We start from the raw sequence: 16,266 nt of genomic DNA, 5'->3' as shown, positions 1-16,266 counted from the left end.
GGATTTCATCCCTCCGCAACATTTGGGGGGTCGGTCAGACCCGAACCCGCAGGTAGTAGAAGCGGGTGAGCTGTGCCGCGTTCTGGTTGTCGTCACTCACCAGCAGGACCTTCAGACGGCCGGTGCGGTCACGCCCCGTGATCGTCATGCCCTCGATGTTGTCCAGCAGCGGATTGGGCTGGGGCTGCTTGGCCGTGGCGCCCAGGGAGGGGCAGGCGGCCAGGTCCGCGAGCAGGGTCTTGGTGACCAGGCGCACACCGGGCCGCCCCGTCACGTTCTCGATACGGCCGGTGTCCGTGGCGTGCCGGGGGTCGGCCAGGTAGAGGCGGACCGTGTTGCCGACGCCCGCCGTGAAGCCGCGCTCCAGCACGAGGAGGCGGCCGTCGGGGGCGGCCTGGACCTCGGAGACGCCGAGGCGGGCGTCGGCGCGGTAGGCGTACTGGGCGGCGAGCCCGAAGTGGCCGCCCCGGGTCCTGTTCCACGTCTGGAAGCGGACGATGTCCGAGGCGTCGCCCGAGATCGGCGCCTCCATGGACGCGAGCAGGGTGCGTCCGCCGGGCAGCAGGGTCAGCCCCTCGAAGGTGAGGTTGGAGGCGGCGCGGCCGGCGGGGGCGACGAGGAGCGAGGACGGGACCGGGAGGCGGTCGAGGATCCTGCCGTCGCGGGCGTGGCGGCGGATCGCCGGCTCCGTCTCCGAGGTGATCAGCCGGGTGCCGTCGCCCTCGACGACCAGGCCCTCGCTGTCCAGCGGGGCACCGTGCTCGTCGGCGAGCGGGACGACCCGCTCGGGCCGGAGCGTCCGCGCGTCCAGGGTGACGAGGGCGGACCGGTCCTCCAGGGCGGCCAGCGAGCCGTCCCGGTCCACGGCGAGGGCGGAGAAGTTGCCGATGAAGGTGCCGTCGTACGTCGTCTTGTCGAGCGCGTCGGAGAAGCGGTCGACGAGGACGTGCGGCGAACAGGCGTGGCCGCTGGGCGGGGTGGCGTGGCCGCGGGGCGGGGTGGCGGCGGCCGGCCCGGCGGCGGTCAGGCAGGTGACCGCCGCCAGGCCGGCGGTGAGGCCGGCGAGTACGGTTCTCAGGCGCATGCCGGCCACCGTAGGGCGGGACGGTGTCCGCGGGGAGACCGCCTCGTGAAGCCTCGGTCGTGCGCCGGCTGTCGGGTCAGCCCCGCGGCGGCACCGGGACGAGCGCCTCGTGCGGCCGGCCGGTCGGGGTGAACCGGGCGGCGGCGGCCGGCACGAGGTCCTTGTGGACGGCCTTGGCGACGTTCTGGATGGTGGTCACGCCGTAGTCCATCGTGCTGTTGTCCTGCGTCAGCACGCTGATCATGTAGTCGTGGCCGGCCCCGTTGAAGGTGCCCAGGCTGTGCACCCGCCAGCCGTGCGCGGAGCGCTGCAGCCAGCCGTTCTTGACGTGCACCGCGACCGAGGACGGCGCACCCGCCGGGGTGCCCCAGCGCTGGTCCGAGACGACCTGGCCCATCAGCTTCAGGATGTAGGCACGGGAGTTGTCGCTCAGCACGCTGTTCTTGGCGGTGACGAGCTTCAGCAGCTTCTGCTCGTCGGTGACGTTCTCCTGGGTCAGACCCCAGAAGCCCTCCGCGTCCGGCACGGTCTTCGTCATCCCGGCGGCGGACAGGAAGCCCTTGATCTTCGCCATGCCCAGCTGCTTCCACAGCTTGCTGGTCGCGTCGTTGTCCGACTGGGTGATCATGGCCGTGGCGAGGTCGGCCTCGGTGTCGGTCAGGTACCGGCCGGTCTTCTTCGCGTCCCACAGCAGCGTGGCGAGCACGGTGACCTTGACGGTGCTGGCCGAGTCGAAGGCGGTGGCGGCGTTCAGCGTGCAGGTGGTGTCGGTGGAGCGGTCGTACAGGCCGACGGCGACGGTGCCGGTGCGGCCCGCGAGCGCCGCGGTGATGTCCTTCTTCAGCTTGTCGGCGAGGCCCGCCTTGGCGGACGTGCAGCTGACGGCGGGCGCGGGTGCCGCCGCGGCCGGGGTGGCCGCCGTGACGGCGGGTACGAGCAGCGCGGCGCCGACGGCGACGGCGAGCGCGCCGGACCGGCCGGATATCCGGTGAGGCGTCGACCGGTCGGTGGTCAGCCGATGGTTCATGAAGTGGTTCCCCCTCGAACGTCGTACGGGCGTCTCGACGTGCCTTGTTGTGCACATGCTCACAGAGTCGGGCCGGCGGATTCACACCGGCCCCCGGCGCCGCCGGTGTGCGCTCGTGCGCCCCGCCGCGCCTCTTTCGCGACCGCGGGCGGTCCGGCGAGGCTCTGCGCCACGGTCTCCGTCCCGTCGCGGGCCGGGGCACATCCAGGGAGGGGAAGACGATGGGAACCTCAACCGGCAGACGTCGCGCCGCGATCGGGGCCCTGCTCGCCCTAGCGGCGGGGCTCGGCACGGTCGCGGCCACCGCGTCCCCGGCGGCGGCGGCCACCGGGGACGTACTGATCATCCAGAAGGGCAGCACGGGCAACTTGGTGACCCTGCAGACCTTCCTGTTCGTCCCCGGCATCACCGAGCAGAGCGACGGTGTCCAGGCCGGGGCCGCCCAGTTCGCGGTCACCAACCTCACGGACCAGACCCTCACCCTGACGGAGAAGACCCCGGCGGGCGCGGTCGTCCACAGCGACAGCATCGCCGCCGGCAGGTCCGGCACCTTCGCCGTGACCGGCGGCGACACCGTCGCGCTCACGGTGCCGGCCGGCTAGCAGGTCCCGTACGGGGGCACGGGCACCGCCGTGCCCCCGCTCGCCCCGGGTCAGCCCTGCGGCGGCACCGGGACGAGCGCCTCGCTGGGCTTGCTCGTCGGGGTGAAGAGCTTGGTGGCGGGATTGGCCGGCACGAGGTCCTTGTGGACGGCCTTGGCGACGTTCTGGATCGTGGTCACGCCGTAGCCCATGGTGCTGTTGTCCTGCGTCAGCACGCTGATCATGTAGTCGTGGCCGGCCCCGTTGAAGGTGCCCAGGCTGTGCACCCGCCAGCCGTGCGTCGAGCGCTGCAGCCAGCCGTTCTTGACGTGCACCGCGACCGAGGACGGCGCACCCGCCGGGGTGCCCCAGCGCTGGTCGGCGACGACCTGGCCCATCAGCTTCAGGATGTAGGCGCGCGAGTTGTCGCTCAGCACGCTGTTCTTGGCGGTGACGAGCTTCAGCAGCTTCTGCTCGTCGGTGACGTTCTCCTGGGTCAGGCCCCAGTAGCCGCCCGTGCCCGGCACGGTCTTCGTCATCCCGGCGGCGGACAGGAAGCCCTTGATCTTCGTCATGCCCAGCTGCTTCCACAGCTTGCTGGTCGCGGTGTTGTCGGACTTGGTGATCATGGCCTTGGTGAGCGACTGCTCGGTGCTCGTCAGGAGCCGGTTGTGCTTCTTGGCGTCCCACAGCAGCGTGGCGAGCACGGTGACCTTGACGGTGCTGGCCGAGTCGTAGGCGCTGGTGGCCCGCAGGGTGCAGGTCGTCTTGGTGGAGCGGTCGTACAGGCCGACGGCGACGGTGCCCTTGCGGTTCGCCAGGGCTGCCGTGATGTCCTTCTTCAGCTTGTCGGCCAGGCCCGCCTTGGCCGACGTACAGGTCACGGCGGGCGCCGCCGCCGCGGCCGGAGTGGCGGCGGTGACAGCGGGTACGAGCAGCGCGGCACTGACGGCGACCGCGACCGCACCGGCCCGGCCGGATATCCGGTAAGTCATGAAAAGTTCCCCTTGAACGTCGAACGGGCGTCCCCCTGAACGCCGTTGAGCGCACCCGTGCGCTGTCACAGAGGACACGCCAGGACGGCAGAAAGTTGCACGGGTGTTCGGGGAGCGGGGTCCGGGGCGGGGTCCGCGGCGGCGATCCGCCCGGCCGGGGTCCTCAGGCAGACACCCCTCACCCGGCGTTCCGGCCGGTCGCGGCATCCAGCGGCGCGACGGCGGGATCACCGCCGGCCCCGCCCCGCTCGGCACAGCCGTGAACACGCCGGCCCTCCCCCGCGCATGACGACTCGTACGGCCCGGCCAGGACCGCATGAGCATGATCACCACGGAGGGCGCCTCCGGGGTGGGACAGCTCCCTCAGACAGGCGCCGGGCGCACGGTCCAGGGGGGCGTTCTCCACCCGCTCAGCAGCGAAGGGTCTGGGCCGCGAGCGGCCCTAATGGCCGAGATGTGTCGCCGCGAACATCCGCAGCACCGCCGGCAGGACGACCACCGACGGGCCGGGGGTCGACAGTGCCTTCGCCAGGTCGGACTCCAGGGTCTGTGCCGTCGTACGGACGCCGGGGACCCCGAAGGACTCGGCGAGCGCCACGTAGTCCGGGCGGGTCAGTTCGGTCGCCGTGGCCTGGCCGAAGGCGTCCGTCATGTACTCGCGGAGGATGCCGTAGCCGCCGTCGTCGACGATCAGCCAGGTGACCGGGAGGCCGTACTGGCGGGCCGTGGCCAGTTCGGCGATCGAGTAGAGGGCGCCGCCGTCGCCGGAGACCGCCAGCACGGGGCGGGTCGGGTCGGCCGCCGCCGCGCCGAGCGCCGCGGGGAAGCCGTAGCCGAGGCCGCCGGCGCCCTGGGCCGAGTGCATCAGGTTGGTGCCGCGCGGGTCGAAGGCCGACCACGCCCAGTACGCCAGGATCGTCATGTCCCAGAAGGACGGGGAGTCGGCGGGCAGGGCCCGGCGGACGGACGCCAGCACGTCCTGCTCCAGGGTGAGTTCCTGGGACGCGATGCGGCGGGCGACCTTCGCGAGCAGCTCCCGCACCCGCTCGGGCGCGGACTCGTCGGTGCGGTCCTCCACCGTCTCCAGCAGGGCCTGGAGGGCCAGGCGGGCGTCCGCGTGGATGCCGAGGGCCGGGTGGTTGGACTCCAGCTTGCCGGGGTCCGCCTCGATCTGGACGACCCGGCCGCGCGGCTTGAACGTGTGGTAGTTGGAGGAGAGTTCGCCGAGGCCCGAGCCGACGACCAGGAGGACGTCGGCGTCCTCCAGGAAGTCCGTGGTGTGGCGGTCCTCCAGCCAGGACCGCATCGACAGCGGGTGCTCCCAGGGGAAGGCGCCCTTGCCGCCGAAGGTCGTGACGACGGGGGCGTCCAGCTTCTCGGCCAGCTGCCGCAGCTTGCCGGAGGCGTCCGCGCGTACGACACCGCCGCCCGCGATGATCGCGGGGCGGGACGCGTTCGACAGCAGGTCCGCCGCCAGCGCCGTCAGTTCGGGGCGCGGGACCACGTCCTCGGGGGTCGCGTCCATCGCCGTCACCACCGGCAGATCGGCCTCGGCGAGGAGGACGTCCTGCGGGATCTCCACCCACACCGGGCCGTGCGGGGCCGTCAGCGCCGACTTCCAGGCCGCCGCGATCGCGGACGGGATCTGGGACCGGGTGCGGACCGTGTGGACCGACTTGACGACGCCGCGGAACGAGGCCGCCTGGTCGGGGAGTTCGTGGAGGTAGCCGTGCCGGCCGCCGCCGAGGCCGGCCGTGGGGATCTGGCTGCTGATCGCCAGGACGGGGGCGGAGGCCGCCGCCGCCTCCTGGAGGGCCGCGAGCGAGGTCAGGGCGCCGGGGCCGGTCGACAGCAGCAGCGGGGCCGCCTCGCCGGTGATCCGGCCGTACGCGTCGGCGGCGAAGCCCGCGTTGTTCTCCACCCGCAGGCCGATGTAGCGCAGGGAGGAGCGGCGCAGGGCGTCGAACATGCCGAGCGCGTGCTGGCCGGGCAGGCCGAAGACCGTGGTCGCGCCGAGACCGGCCAGGGTCTCCACGACCAGGTCTCCGCCGTTGCGGCCGGGGGGCGGGTTCAGCGCGGCCTCCGTCTGCGCGGCGGTCGGGCGGAGTACCAGGTCGTGGTCGTGAGTCACTGCTCTCGGTCCCCTAGGGAGAGTTAGGCGTTGCGGGCCGCCGCGATCTGGCGGCTCATGATGGTGGTCAGTTCGTAGGCCGTGTGGGAGGCCGCGACCGAGGTGATCTCGGCGTGGTCGTACGCCGGGGCGACCTCGACGACGTCGGCCGACACCAGGTTGCAGGAGGCGAGCCCGCGCAGGATCTCCAGGAGTTCGCGGGAGGTCATGCCGCCGGCCTCGGGGGTGCCGGTGCCGGGCGCGTGGGCCGGGTCGAGGCAGTCGATGTCGATGGAGATGTACAGCGGGCGGTCGCCGATGCGCTGGCGCAGCTGGTCGGCGACCTCGTCGGCGCCGCGGCGGTAGATGTCCGCCGAGGTGACGATGCCGAAGCCCATCTTCTCGTCGTCGGTGAGGTCCTGCTTGCCGTAGAGCGGGCCCCGGGTGCCGACGTGGGAGAGCGCCTCGGTGTCGAGGATGCCCTCCTCCACCGCGCGGCGGAACGGGGTGCCGTGGGTGTACTCGGCGCCGAAGTAGGTGTCCCAGGTGTCCAGGTGGGCGTCGAAGTGCAGCAGGGCCACCGGGCCGTGCTTCTTCGCGACCGAGCGCAGCAGCGGCAGGGCGATGGTGTGGTCGCCGCCCAGGGTCATCAGGCGGGCGCCGGTGCCGAGCAGCTCGTCCGCCGCCGCCTCGATGGTGTCCACGGCCTCGTTGATGTTGAACGGGTTCACGGCGATGTCGCCGCCGTCCGCGACCTGCGCGAGGGCGAACGGGGAGGCGTCCTGCGCGGGGTTGTAGGGGCGCAGCAGCCGGGACGCCTCGCGGATGGCGTTGCCGCCGAAGCGGGCGCCCGGCCGGTACGAGACGCCGGAGTCGAACGGCACGCCCACCACGGCGACATCGGCGGTGCCGACCTCGTCGAGGCGGGGCAGCCGGGCGAACGTGGCGGGGCCGGCGTACCGCGGGATGCGGGAGGAGTCGACGGGGCCGCGGGGCGTCTCGTTGCCGCTCATGGTGAAATGCCTTCTTTCCTGCGCTTCGCCGCGCATGTACAGCTATCCATACGACTCTACTGGTGAGCCGGGACCGTTTCGGACACGAGTTCGGGGCTACGTCCGGCGAGGCGCTCGCGCCAGGTGGCGAGGACCGCCGCGTCGGTGGGCCTCGTCGCCAGGGAGACGGCGAGGTAGGCCGCGAGGGAGGCCAGCAGGCCGTAGTAGACGGGCTCGTTGGCGAGGATGCCGTAGCCGGCCATCAGGCCGATCACGGAGAGGCCGCCGACGGTGACGGCCGCCAGCGCGCCCTGCACGGTGCCGCGCCTCCACAGCAGGCCGCCGAGGATCGGGACGAGCAGGCCGCCGACGAGGAGGTTGTAGGCGACCGTCAGGGCCTCGACGACGTTGTTCAGGGCGATCGCGGTGCCGATCACCCCGACGCCCATGACCAGGATGAAGGCGCGGTTGCCCTTGACCTCGTCGTGCTCGGCGGCGTCCGGGCGCACCATCCCGCGCAGCCGGGACCAGATGTCGTTGTTGGCGACGGTGGCGCAGGCGATCAGGGCGCCGGAGGAGGTGGACATCACGGCCGCGAGGGCGGCGGCCAGCACCAGGCCGCGCACGCCGACGGGCAGTTCGTCCTTGACGATGGTCGCGAAGGCGTCGTCGGGGCTGCCCAGCTCGGGGTAGAGCACCTTGGCGGCCGTACCGATCACCGCGCCGGCCAGGGCGTAGACCAGGCAGTAGGTTCCGGCCACCGTGCCGCCCCACCTGGCCGTCCGGTCGCTGCGAGCCGTGAACACGCGCTGCCAGATGTCCTGGCCGATCAGCATGCCGAACGTGTAGATCAGGACATAGGTGAAGATCGTCTCGCCGCCGATGCCCAGCGGGTCGAAGTACTCGGTGGGCAGCTTGGCCTTCATCTCGGCGAAGCCGCCCGCCTTGACCACCGCGATGGGCAGGAGCAGGAGCAGCACGCCGATCGTCTTGACCACGAACTGCACCATGTCGGTGAGCGTGATGGACCACATGCCGCCGAGGGTGGAGTACGCGACGACGATCGAGCCGCCGATGACGATCGCGACGGTGCGGTTCACGTCGAAGAGCACGTCGAAGATCGTGGCGTAGGCGATGGTGGAGGTCACCGCGAGCATGAGGGTGTACGCCCACATGACCACGCCCGAGATCACCCCGGCCCGGCCGCCGTAGCGCAGGTCGAGCATCTCGGAGACGGTGTAGACCTTCAGCCGGGCGATGCGCGCGGAGAAGAAGACCGAGAGGGCCAGCAGGCCGAGGCCGATGGTGAAGACCATCCAGGCGCCGGAGAGGCCGTACTGGTAGCCGAGGCCCACCCCGCCGATGGTGGACGCGCCGCCGAGGACGATCGCCGCCATGGTGCCGGAGTACATGGCGGGCCCGAGACGGCGGCCCGCCACCAGGAACTCGCTCTTCGACTTGGCGCGGCGCATGCCCCACCAGCCCATGGCCAGCATGCCGGCCAGATAGAGGACGATCACTGTGTAGTCGACGGCCATGGGCCCTCCTTCGCGCACTGTCGGTGGCGTGTCGTGCGGTTGCCTGGGGGTGCCGTGCGAACGGCGGCGCCGGCAGCCGATCGCGGGGACATCCGCCCGTACCCGCCGCTGCCGTGCTCACTTGACAGTAGGTGGCCGGAAAGCGACTGCGAAGTGTACGTTTCATCCACAGGAACAGGGCGGGATGGAGGAATCGCACATCATGCCCGAGACGATCACCCCAGCGGTCCCACCGACCCCACCGGTCACGCTCCAGGCGCTGCTGGCCCGGGAGGACCTCGCCCTGCGGCAGATCGCCGGACCGGCGGACCCGGGGATCGTGATCCACTGGGCGCACACCTCGGAGATGGCCGACCCGTACCCGTATCTGCTGGGCGGCGAGCTGCTGCTGTCCGCCGGGGTGCACATCCCGGAGGCCGTGCGTTCCGGCGGGGACGCCCCCGGTCACGGGGACCCGGCGCCGGGGGACTACTTCGACGCCTACGTGTCCCGGATCGTGGCCGCCGGCGGCACGGCCCTCGGCTTCGGTCTGGCCCCGGTGCACGACACGGTCCCGCGCGCCCTGGTGGCCGCCTGCGACCGGCACGGCCTGCCGCTGCTGGAGGTACCGCCGCAGACCACGTTCTCCGCCGTGGCCCGCGCGGTCTGGCAGCTGATGGCACAGGCCCGGCTGGCCGAGCTGCGCCGGGTCACGGAGGCCCAGCAGAGCCTCGCGGCCGCCGCCTCGCGGCCGGATCCGGTCCCCTCGGTGCTGCGCCAGCTGGCCCAGCGCCTGGGCGGCCGGGCGGTGCTGTACGGGCCGGACGGCACGGAGATCGCGGGGGCGGGCCGGGCGGCACCGGAGGGCGTGCGGGCGGCCCTGACCGAGCTGGCGGCGGTGGTCAGGCCGCCCGCCAGAACACCGCAGGACCCGGCCGCCCGCCCGTCCCCGGGGTCCGGCCCGGCACCGGCGGCTCCCGCGGGCCGGCCGCAGCCCGCCTCCGCAACCGACACCCACGGGGCCGCCCAGCTCGCCGTCTACGCGCTCGGGGCCGGCGAGGGATTCGTGCTCGGTGTGGCCACACCCCGGCGCGAGCCCGGTGACCACACCATCGCCTCCGTCGCCGCCGTCCTGCTGGCCCTGCTGACCGGTGAGCACCAGAGCGGGGCCGGCGCCGCCCGGTCCTCCGCGCTGGTCCGGCTGCTGCTGGGCGCCCCGGCCGAGGAGGTGGCCCCGCTGCTCGGCGCCGGGCAGTGGCTCGTCGCGCACGCGCGGCCGGACGGCCAGGCCCCGGACGCGGTCGCCGCCTCGGCGCTCGGTGCCGCGCTGGGTTCGCCGCTGGTCGACCTCGACCGTGACGTCGTACGGGTGCTGGTCCCGGCGGACCGGGAGCCGGAAGCGCAGCCCGGCTGGACGCTCGGGGTCAGCGCCCCGGCCGGCCCGCGGGACTGGCCCGCCGCCGACACCCAGGCCGCCCGGGCCCTCGCCCGGGCCCGCGCCACCCGCACCCCGCTGCTGCGGCACGCCGTCCGGCCGGCGCTGGCGGACCTGGTGCCGCCGGCGGACGCCGAGACGCACGCCCGCACGCTGCTCGAACCCCTCGCGGGACAGGCCGCGCTCGCCGAGACCCTGCACAGCTGGCTGTCGCTGCACGGCAGTTGGGACCGTACGGCGGTGGCGCTCGGTGTGCACCGCAACACCGTGCGGCAGCGGATCGCCCGCTGCGCCGCCCTGTTGGGCACCGACCTGGACGACCCGGACGTGCGCATGGAGCTGTGGTTCGCGCTGCGCAGGGGCTGACGGCGGGGGTGAGTGACACCCGTCCCAGCGGGCGATATGCCGACGACGGGCGCGGCGCACTGCCCCACAATGGGAGGCATGCCGATATCCGGGACACCCAGCCGCGCCCAGCTCGTCGACCACCTGGTACGCACCCGTATCGCGGGGGACGTCGCCACCCCCCGCGAGAACAACCTCTCCCACTACCGTCAGCTCGCCAACGGGGTGCGCAACTTCTGGTTCGGCCTGGAACTGGGCGACCGCTGGACGGACGAGCAGGACGTGCTGGCGGTCATGGCCGAGCGGGTGGGTGTCAACGACGACCCGGAGTACCGGTACGGCCAGGACACCATCGACCCCGAGCTGACCGTGGACGCGCTGGACCGGCTGGCGACGCGGCTGCGCAAGGCGGCCGAAGGCCGCCAGCGGGTGCTGTTCGCGACCGGGCACCCGGGCGGCCTGCTGGACGTGCACCGCGCCACGGCCGCCGCGCTGCGCGGTGCCGGCTGCGAGATCCTCGTCATCCCGGAGGGACTGCAGACCGACGAGGGATACGTCATGCAGTTCGCCGACGTGGCCGTCCTCGAACACGGCGCCAGCCTCTGGCACACCCACTCCGGGGAGCCGATGCGGGCCATTCTCACGGGCCTTGAGCGCGAGGGGCGCCCGCTGCCCGATCTGGTGGTCGCCGACCACGGCTGGGCGGGATACGCGGGCCAGCACGGCGTGGACTCCGTCGGATACGCGGACTGCAACGACCCGGCGCTCTTCCTCGCCGAGTCCGAGGGCACCGTCCAGGTGGCCGTCCCGCTCGACGACCATGTGGTCAGCCCCCGCCACTACGACCTGATGACGGCGTATCTGCTGGCCGGGGCGGGCCTGGTCTGACGGCCCGGAAGACGTGATGTGCGGCCCCGCGAGCGGGGCCGCACATCTGTTCAGTTCTCGGTGGGGTCAGTGACCGCCACCTCCTCCGCCGCCACCGTGGCCGCCGCCACCGCCGCCGCCGTGACCGCCGCCACCGCCGCCGCCGTAGCCACCGCCGCCGCCGCCGTGGTCGCCGCCGCCGTAGCCGCCGCCACCGTGGTCGCCGCCGCCGTAGCCGCCGCCACCATGGTCGCCACCGCCGTAGCCGCCGTGGTCGCCGCCCCAGCCGTAGTCGTCGTCGTCATCGTCGCCCCACCCGCCGTGGCCGCCGTGGCCACTGCTGTAGGAGCTGTGGTTGTTGTAGTCCGAGGCAGAGGCGGTGCCGGCCGTGCCGAGCGCGACTCCGCCGGCCAGCAGCAGACCGGAGGCAGAGATCGCGACGAGACGCCTCGTGCGCTGTGATCGCATGGGATTACCTTCCATCTCCATCGTCTCTCGCGGCTCCCAGGTGGAACGCGAGGCGGATGGCCGTCGCCGCTGCAAGAAGGAAGATCGCGGCGCGGTCTTGAGGTGCCACCGCAGCCTGGTTGACGTGACGGCTGAGGTCTTCGGCGCCCGCACCGGCACCCGTACGTGGTCTCGCCACCGGATGCCGCGGCGGAGGTCCCGGAAACCGGGAGGCCGTGCGCCGGCCATGCCGTTCGCTGCGGCTTTCACTCAAAAAGCGTAGTACCGCTCGCGTCACTCGTCATCTTGAGCGGCACCCCCGTCACGGCCGCCTCGGAACGCGCACCACACCCTCCTGGATGACCGTGACGGCGAGGCGTCCGTCCTGGGTGTAGATACGGGCCTGGCCGAGGCCGCGGCCGCCGTGCGCGGACGGCGACTCCTGGTCGTACAGCAGCCATTCGTCGGCCCGGAAGGGCCGGTGGAACCACATGGCGTGGTCCAGGGAGGCCCCGACGACGTCGCCGACGGCCCAGCCGCCGCGCCCGTGCGCGAGCAGCACGGAGTCGAGCAGGGTCATGTCGGAGACGTAGGTGGCGAGGACGACATGGAGCAGGGGCGCGTCGAAGGCGCAGTCCAGCTTGCCGTTGGTGCGGAACCACACCTGGGAGTGCGGCTCGCGCTCCGCGCCGAAGCGCCCGTACGGCGGCTCGTCCACGTACCGCAGGTCGATCGCCTCGCGGGCCTCCAGGAACTTCTCGACGACCTCGGGGGCGAGGTGGTCGTAGCCGCGCAGCCGCTCCTGGGAGGTGGGCAGGGTCGCCGGGTCGGGCGCCGCGGGCATGGGCGCCTGGTGCTCCAGGCCCTCCTCGTACGTCTGGAAGGACGCCGAGAGGTGGAAGATCGGCTTGCCGTGCTGGACGGCGACCACCCGGCGGGTGGTGAAGGACCGGCCGTCGCGGATGCGGTCCACGGTGTAGACGATCGGGGCGCCCGGGTCGCCGGGGCGCAGGAAGTACGCGTGCAGGGAGTGGGCGGGGCGGTCGGCGGGGACCGTCCGGCCGGCGGCGACCAGCGCCTGCGCGGCGACCTGCCCGCCGAAGACGCGGGGGACGACGGCGGAGCGGGACTGGCCGCGGAAGATGTCCTCCTCGATCTGCTCGAGGTCGAGCAGATCGAGGAGGTCCTGGAGTGCCTGGCTCATGGCGTATAGGTGTACCGGCCGGTGCGGGCGCGGACCTTACAGACCCATGTCCTTGGCGATGATCGACTTCATGATCTCGCTGGTGCCGCCGTAGATGCGGTTGACGCGGTTGTCCGCGTACAGGCGGGCGATCGGGTACTCGTTCATGTAGCCGTAGCCGCCGTGCAGCTGGAGGCAGCGGTCGATGACGCGGTGCGCGACCTCGGTGCAGAAGAGCTTCGCGGAGGCGGCCTCGGCGGGCGTCAGCTCACCGGCGTCCAGGGCCTCCGTGGCGCGGTCGGCGACCGCCTCGGCGGCGTCCACCTCGGCCTGGCAGGCGGCCAGCTCGAACTTGGTGTTCTGGAAGTGGGCGACCGGCTTGCCGAAGACGGTGCGCTCCTGCACGTACTGCTTGGCGAACCGGACGGCGGCCTTGGCCTGCGCGTAGGCGCCGAAGGCGATGCCCCAGCGCTCGGAGGCCAGGTTGTGGCCGAGGTAGTAGAAGCCCTTGTTCTCCTCGCCGAGCAGGTCCTCGACCGGGACCTTGACGTCGACGAAGGCCAGCTCGGCGGTGTCGGAGGTCTTCAGGCCGAGCTTGTCCAGCTTGCGGCCGACGGAGTAGCCCGCGGACTTGGTGTCCACGGCGAACAGCGAGATGCCGTGGCGGCGGTCCTCGGCGGTGGGCGCCGAGGTGCGGGCGCACACGATCACGCGGTCGGCGTGCACGCCGCCGGTGATGAAGGTCTTGGCGCCGTTGAGGACGTAGTGCGTGCCGTCCTCGGAGAGCTTGGCGGTGGACTTCATGCCCGCGAGGTCGGAGCCGGTGCCCGGCTCCGTCATCGCGATGGCCCACATCTCCTCGCCGGTGACGAACTTCGGCAGGTAGCGCTTCTTCTGCTCGTCGGTGGCGAGCATCTTGATGTACGGCAGGGCGAGCAGCACGTGCACGCCGGAGCCGCCGAACTGGACGCCCGCGCGGGCGGTCTCCTCGTAGAGGACGGCCTCGAACTTGTGGCTGTCCAGGCCCGCGCCGCCGAACTCCTCCGGGACGTTGATGCCGAAGATGCCCAGCTCGCCGAGCTTGTAGTAGAAGTCGCGCGGCGCCTGGCCGGCGGCGAACCACTCGTCGTACACCGGCACGACCTCGGCCTCGATGAAGGCGCGAAGGGTCTCCCGGAACGCCTCGTGATCCTCGTTGAACACCGTACGGCGCACGCCGCCACCTCCACGTACCTCGGCATGTCTAAGCGCTTGCTCAGAGTCGAAGATACCGGTGAGTACGGTACTGCGTCCAGGGTGAGCTACCCCACCCCGTCCCCTGCCCTCCGGCGGCCGGTGTACGCGCCCGCCCCGGCTCAGCCCTCGGCGGCGCCGGCCGCCGCGAAGGCGCCCCGCGCCATCCGGTGCAGCAGGACCGCCGTCGTGCCGCGGCCGGGGAGGGTGCCGGCGCGGCCGAGGTGCGGGGTGGAGTTGAGCAGGCCGAAGACCGAGTGGACGGCCGAGCGGGCGGCCGGTTCGGTCAGCCCCGGGTACACCGCGCGGACCACCTCGACCCACAGCTCCACGTACTGCCGCTGCAGCTGCCGCACCAGCTTGCGGTCGCTGTCGCGCAGCCGGTCGAGCTCGCGGTCGTGCAGGGTGATCAGCGGGCGGTCGTCAAGGGCGAAGTCGATGTGGCCCTCGATGAGCGAGTCCAGGATCCGGGCCGCGGGCACCCCGTCGGCCTCCGCGAGCCGCCGCCGCGCCCCGGTGAGCAGCTGTCCGCTGATGCCGACCAGCAGCTCGGCGAGCATCGCGTCCTTGCCCGGGAAGTGCCGGTACAGACCGGGCCCGCTGATGCCGACCGCCGCGCCTATCTCGTCCACGCCCACACCGTGGAAGCCGCGCTCGGCGAAGAGCCGGGCGGCCTCCTTCAGGATCTGCTCGCGGCGGGTGGCGGCGTCGGTTCTGCTGACCATGCAGACAATTCTAGACAGCGCGGTTAGCGGTCGTTAACCTGAAGGAAATGGTTAACGCTCATTAACCGGTTCGATCACCGGGCGAGGGGACCGCAGGATGCAGGAGGCACCGGAGCTTCACAGCGCGGCTGATCCCGCGTCGGAGGCCTGGCGGGCCAATGAACAGGCCCATCTCGGGCTCGTGGAGGAGCTGCGCGGCAAGCTGGCCGCCGCCGCCCTCGGCGGGGGCGAGCGGGCACGGGCCCGGCACACCGCGCGCGGCAAGCTGCTGCCGAGGGAGCGGGTGGACACCCTGCTCGACCCGGGCTCGCCGTTCCTGGAGCTGGCTCCGCTGGCGGCCGAGGGGATGTACGAGGGGCAGGCCCCGGCGGCCGGCGTCATCGCCGGGATCGGCCGGGTCTCCGGCCGGGAGTGCGTGATCGTGGCGAACGACGCGACGGTCAAGGGCGGCACGTACTACCCGATGACGGTGAAGAAGCATCTGCGCGCCCAGGAGGTGGCGCTGGAGAATCGCCTGCCGTGCCTCTACCTGGTCGACTCGGGCGGCGCGTTCCTGCCGATGCAGGACGAGGTCTTCCCGGACCGGGACCACTTCGGCCGGATCTTCTACAACCAGGCCCGGATGTCCGGCGCGGGCGTTCCGCAGATCGCCGCCGTCCTCGGGTCCTGCACGGCCGGCGGGGCCTACGTCCCGGCCATGAGCGACGAGGCGGTCATCGTCCGCGGCCAGGGCACGATCTTCCTCGGCGGCCCGCCGCTGGTGAAGGCCGCCACCGGCGAGGTCGTCACGGCGGAGGAGCTGGGCGGCGGCGAGGTGCACTCCCGGGTCTCCGGCGTCACCGACCACCTCGCCGAGGACGACGCGCACGCCCTCAGGATCGTGCGGAACATCGTCGCCACGCTCCCCGGGCGCGGCCCGCTGCCGTGGTCGGTCGAGCCGGTCGAGGAGCCGAAGGCCGACCCGGCGGGGCTGTACGGGGCGGTGCCGGTGGACTCCCGCACCCCGTACGACGTGCGTGAGGTGATCGCCCGGACGGTGGACGGCTCGCGGTTCCAGGAGTTCAAGTCCGAGTACGGCCAGACGCTGGTCACGGGCTTCGCCCGGATCCACGGCCACCCGGTCGGGATCGTCGCCAACAACGGCATCCTGTTCTCCGAGTCCGCCCAGAAGGGCGCCCACTTCATCGAGCTGTGCGACCAGCGCGGCATCCCGCTGGTGTTCCTGCAGAACATCTCCGGCTTCATGGTCGGCAAGGACTACGAGGCGGGCGGCATCGCCAAGCACGGCGCCAAGATGGTCACGGCGGTGGCCTGCACGCGGGTGCCGAAGCTGACGGTGGTGGTCGGCGGTTCGTACGGCGCGGGCAACTACTCGATGTGCGGCCGGGCCTACTCCCCCCGCTTCCTGTGGATGTGGCCGAACGCCAAGATCTCGGTGATGGGCGGCGAGCAGGCCGCGTCCGTCCTCGCGACCGTCAAGCGCGACCAGCTGGAGTCCCGGGGCGAGGAGTGGCCCGCCGAGGACGAGGAGTCCTTCAAGGCGCCCGTCCGCGCGCAGTACGAGCGGCAGGGCAACGCCTACTACGCCACGGCCCGGCTCTGGGACGACGGCGTGATCGACCCGCTCGAGACCCGTCAGGTGCTCGGCCTCGCGCTGACCGCCTGCGCCAACGCGCCCCTGGGAGATCCCCAGTTCGGCGTCTTCCGGATGTGAGGAGGGGAACC

14 protein-coding genes are annotated in these 16,266 nt (G+C 72.4%); 4 read left to right on the top strand and 10 right to left on the bottom strand.

Translation table 11 applies throughout. From position 1 onward, the window contains the following. Nucleotides 1-34: 34 nt before the first annotated feature. Both ACF073_RS28405 and ACF073_RS28400 read right to left on the bottom strand, forming a co-directional pair. The gene (locus tag ACF073_RS28405; protein ID WP_392074227.1) at nucleotides 35-1,084 is read right to left on the bottom strand and encodes an esterase-like activity of phytase family protein; all 1,050 of its coding nucleotides are present in this window, start codon (nucleotides 1,082-1,084) and stop codon (nucleotides 35-37) included. Between the two features lie 76 nt (nucleotides 1,085-1,160). Further along, nucleotides 1,161-2,111, bottom strand: a complete 951-nt coding sequence (locus ACF073_RS28400) for a serine hydrolase (protein ID WP_392074226.1) — start codon at nucleotides 2,109-2,111, stop codon at nucleotides 1,161-1,163. A gap of 221 nt (nucleotides 2,112-2,332) precedes the next feature. Here ACF073_RS28400 and ACF073_RS28395 point away from each other — a divergent pair, with 221 nt between their 5' ends. Beyond that, nucleotides 2,333-2,713 (top strand): hypothetical protein, encoded by a 381-nt coding sequence (locus tag ACF073_RS28395; RefSeq protein ID WP_392074225.1) that lies wholly within the window; start codon nucleotides 2,333-2,335, stop codon nucleotides 2,711-2,713. A 50-nt stretch (nucleotides 2,714-2,763) separates the two neighbouring features. On the opposite strand, the gene ACF073_RS28390 is transcribed toward ACF073_RS28395, so the two are convergent. The 4 genes from ACF073_RS28390 to ACF073_RS28375 all read right to left on the bottom strand — a co-directional run bounded on the left by ACF073_RS28390 (nucleotide 2,764) and on the right by ACF073_RS28375 (nucleotide 8,327). Continuing rightward, nucleotides 2,764-3,687 (bottom strand): serine hydrolase, encoded by a 924-nt coding sequence (locus tag ACF073_RS28390; RefSeq protein WP_392074224.1) that lies wholly within the window; start codon nucleotides 3,685-3,687, stop codon nucleotides 2,764-2,766. A gap of 442 nt (nucleotides 3,688-4,129) precedes the next feature. After that, nucleotides 4,130-5,818 carry a thiamine pyrophosphate-binding protein gene (locus tag ACF073_RS28385; RefSeq protein WP_392074223.1) on the bottom strand — a complete coding sequence of 563 codons (1,689 nt, stop codon included), beginning with the start codon at nucleotides 5,816-5,818 and terminating at the stop codon, nucleotides 4,130-4,132. Nucleotides 5,819-5,841: 23 nt separating this feature from the next. Further along, nucleotides 5,842-6,810 carry an agmatinase gene (gene speB, locus ACF073_RS28380; RefSeq protein WP_392074222.1) on the bottom strand — a complete coding sequence of 323 codons (969 nt, stop codon included), beginning with the start codon at nucleotides 6,808-6,810 and terminating at the stop codon, nucleotides 5,842-5,844. 56 nt (nucleotides 6,811-6,866) lie between these two features. Beyond that, on the bottom strand, nucleotides 6,867-8,327 hold the full coding sequence (locus tag ACF073_RS28375) for a sodium:solute symporter (protein WP_392074221.1): 1,461 nt from the start codon (nucleotides 8,325-8,327) through the stop codon (nucleotides 6,867-6,869). A 184-nt stretch (nucleotides 8,328-8,511) separates the two neighbouring features. On the opposite strand from ACF073_RS28375, the gene ACF073_RS28370 reads away from it, so the two are divergent. Next, nucleotides 8,512-10,107: a PucR family transcriptional regulator gene (locus tag ACF073_RS28370; protein WP_392074220.1), complete on the top strand. Its 1,596-nt coding sequence runs from the start codon at nucleotides 8,512-8,514 to the stop codon at nucleotides 10,105-10,107. Nucleotides 10,108-10,185: 78 nt separating this feature from the next. Next, entirely contained in the window at nucleotides 10,186-10,974 is a 789-nt protein-coding gene (locus tag ACF073_RS28365; RefSeq protein WP_392074219.1) for a phosphatase, read from the top strand. A 66-nt stretch (nucleotides 10,975-11,040) separates the two neighbouring features. Here ACF073_RS28365 and ACF073_RS28360 read toward each other — a convergent pair whose 3' ends face one another. The 4 genes from ACF073_RS28360 to ACF073_RS28345 form a co-directional block, all read right to left on the bottom strand. Further along, a complete protein-coding gene (locus ACF073_RS28360; protein WP_392074218.1) occupies nucleotides 11,041-11,421 on the bottom strand; it encodes a hypothetical protein in 381 nt (126 codons plus the stop codon). A 301-nt stretch (nucleotides 11,422-11,722) separates the two neighbouring features. After that, a complete protein-coding gene (locus ACF073_RS28355) occupies nucleotides 11,723-12,604 on the bottom strand; it encodes an acyl-CoA thioesterase (RefSeq protein WP_392074217.1) in 882 nt (293 codons plus the stop codon). Between the two features lie 36 nt (nucleotides 12,605-12,640). Next, complete coding sequence (locus tag ACF073_RS28350) at nucleotides 12,641-13,798, bottom strand: acyl-CoA dehydrogenase family protein (protein WP_392074216.1); 1,158 nt, start codon at nucleotides 13,796-13,798, stop codon at nucleotides 12,641-12,643. 140 nt (nucleotides 13,799-13,938) lie between these two features. Continuing rightward, a complete protein-coding gene (locus tag ACF073_RS28345; protein WP_392074215.1) occupies nucleotides 13,939-14,541 on the bottom strand; it encodes a TetR/AcrR family transcriptional regulator in 603 nt (200 codons plus the stop codon). A gap of 97 nt (nucleotides 14,542-14,638) precedes the next feature. Between ACF073_RS28345 and ACF073_RS28340 the strand changes: the two genes are divergently transcribed. Then, nucleotides 14,639-16,255 (top strand): carboxyl transferase domain-containing protein, encoded by a 1,617-nt coding sequence (locus ACF073_RS28340; protein ID WP_392074214.1) that lies wholly within the window; start codon nucleotides 14,639-14,641, stop codon nucleotides 16,253-16,255. The last annotated feature ends 11 nt before the right edge of the window (nucleotides 16,256-16,266 follow it).

The organism is Streptomyces sp. NPDC015171, from assembly GCF_043079545.1.
Classification (GTDB): Bacteria; Actinomycetota; Actinomycetes; order Streptomycetales; family Streptomycetaceae; genus Streptomyces.
Note: the sequence above shows the minus strand (reverse complement) of the source record. Positions and strands in the feature narration are given on the sequence as shown.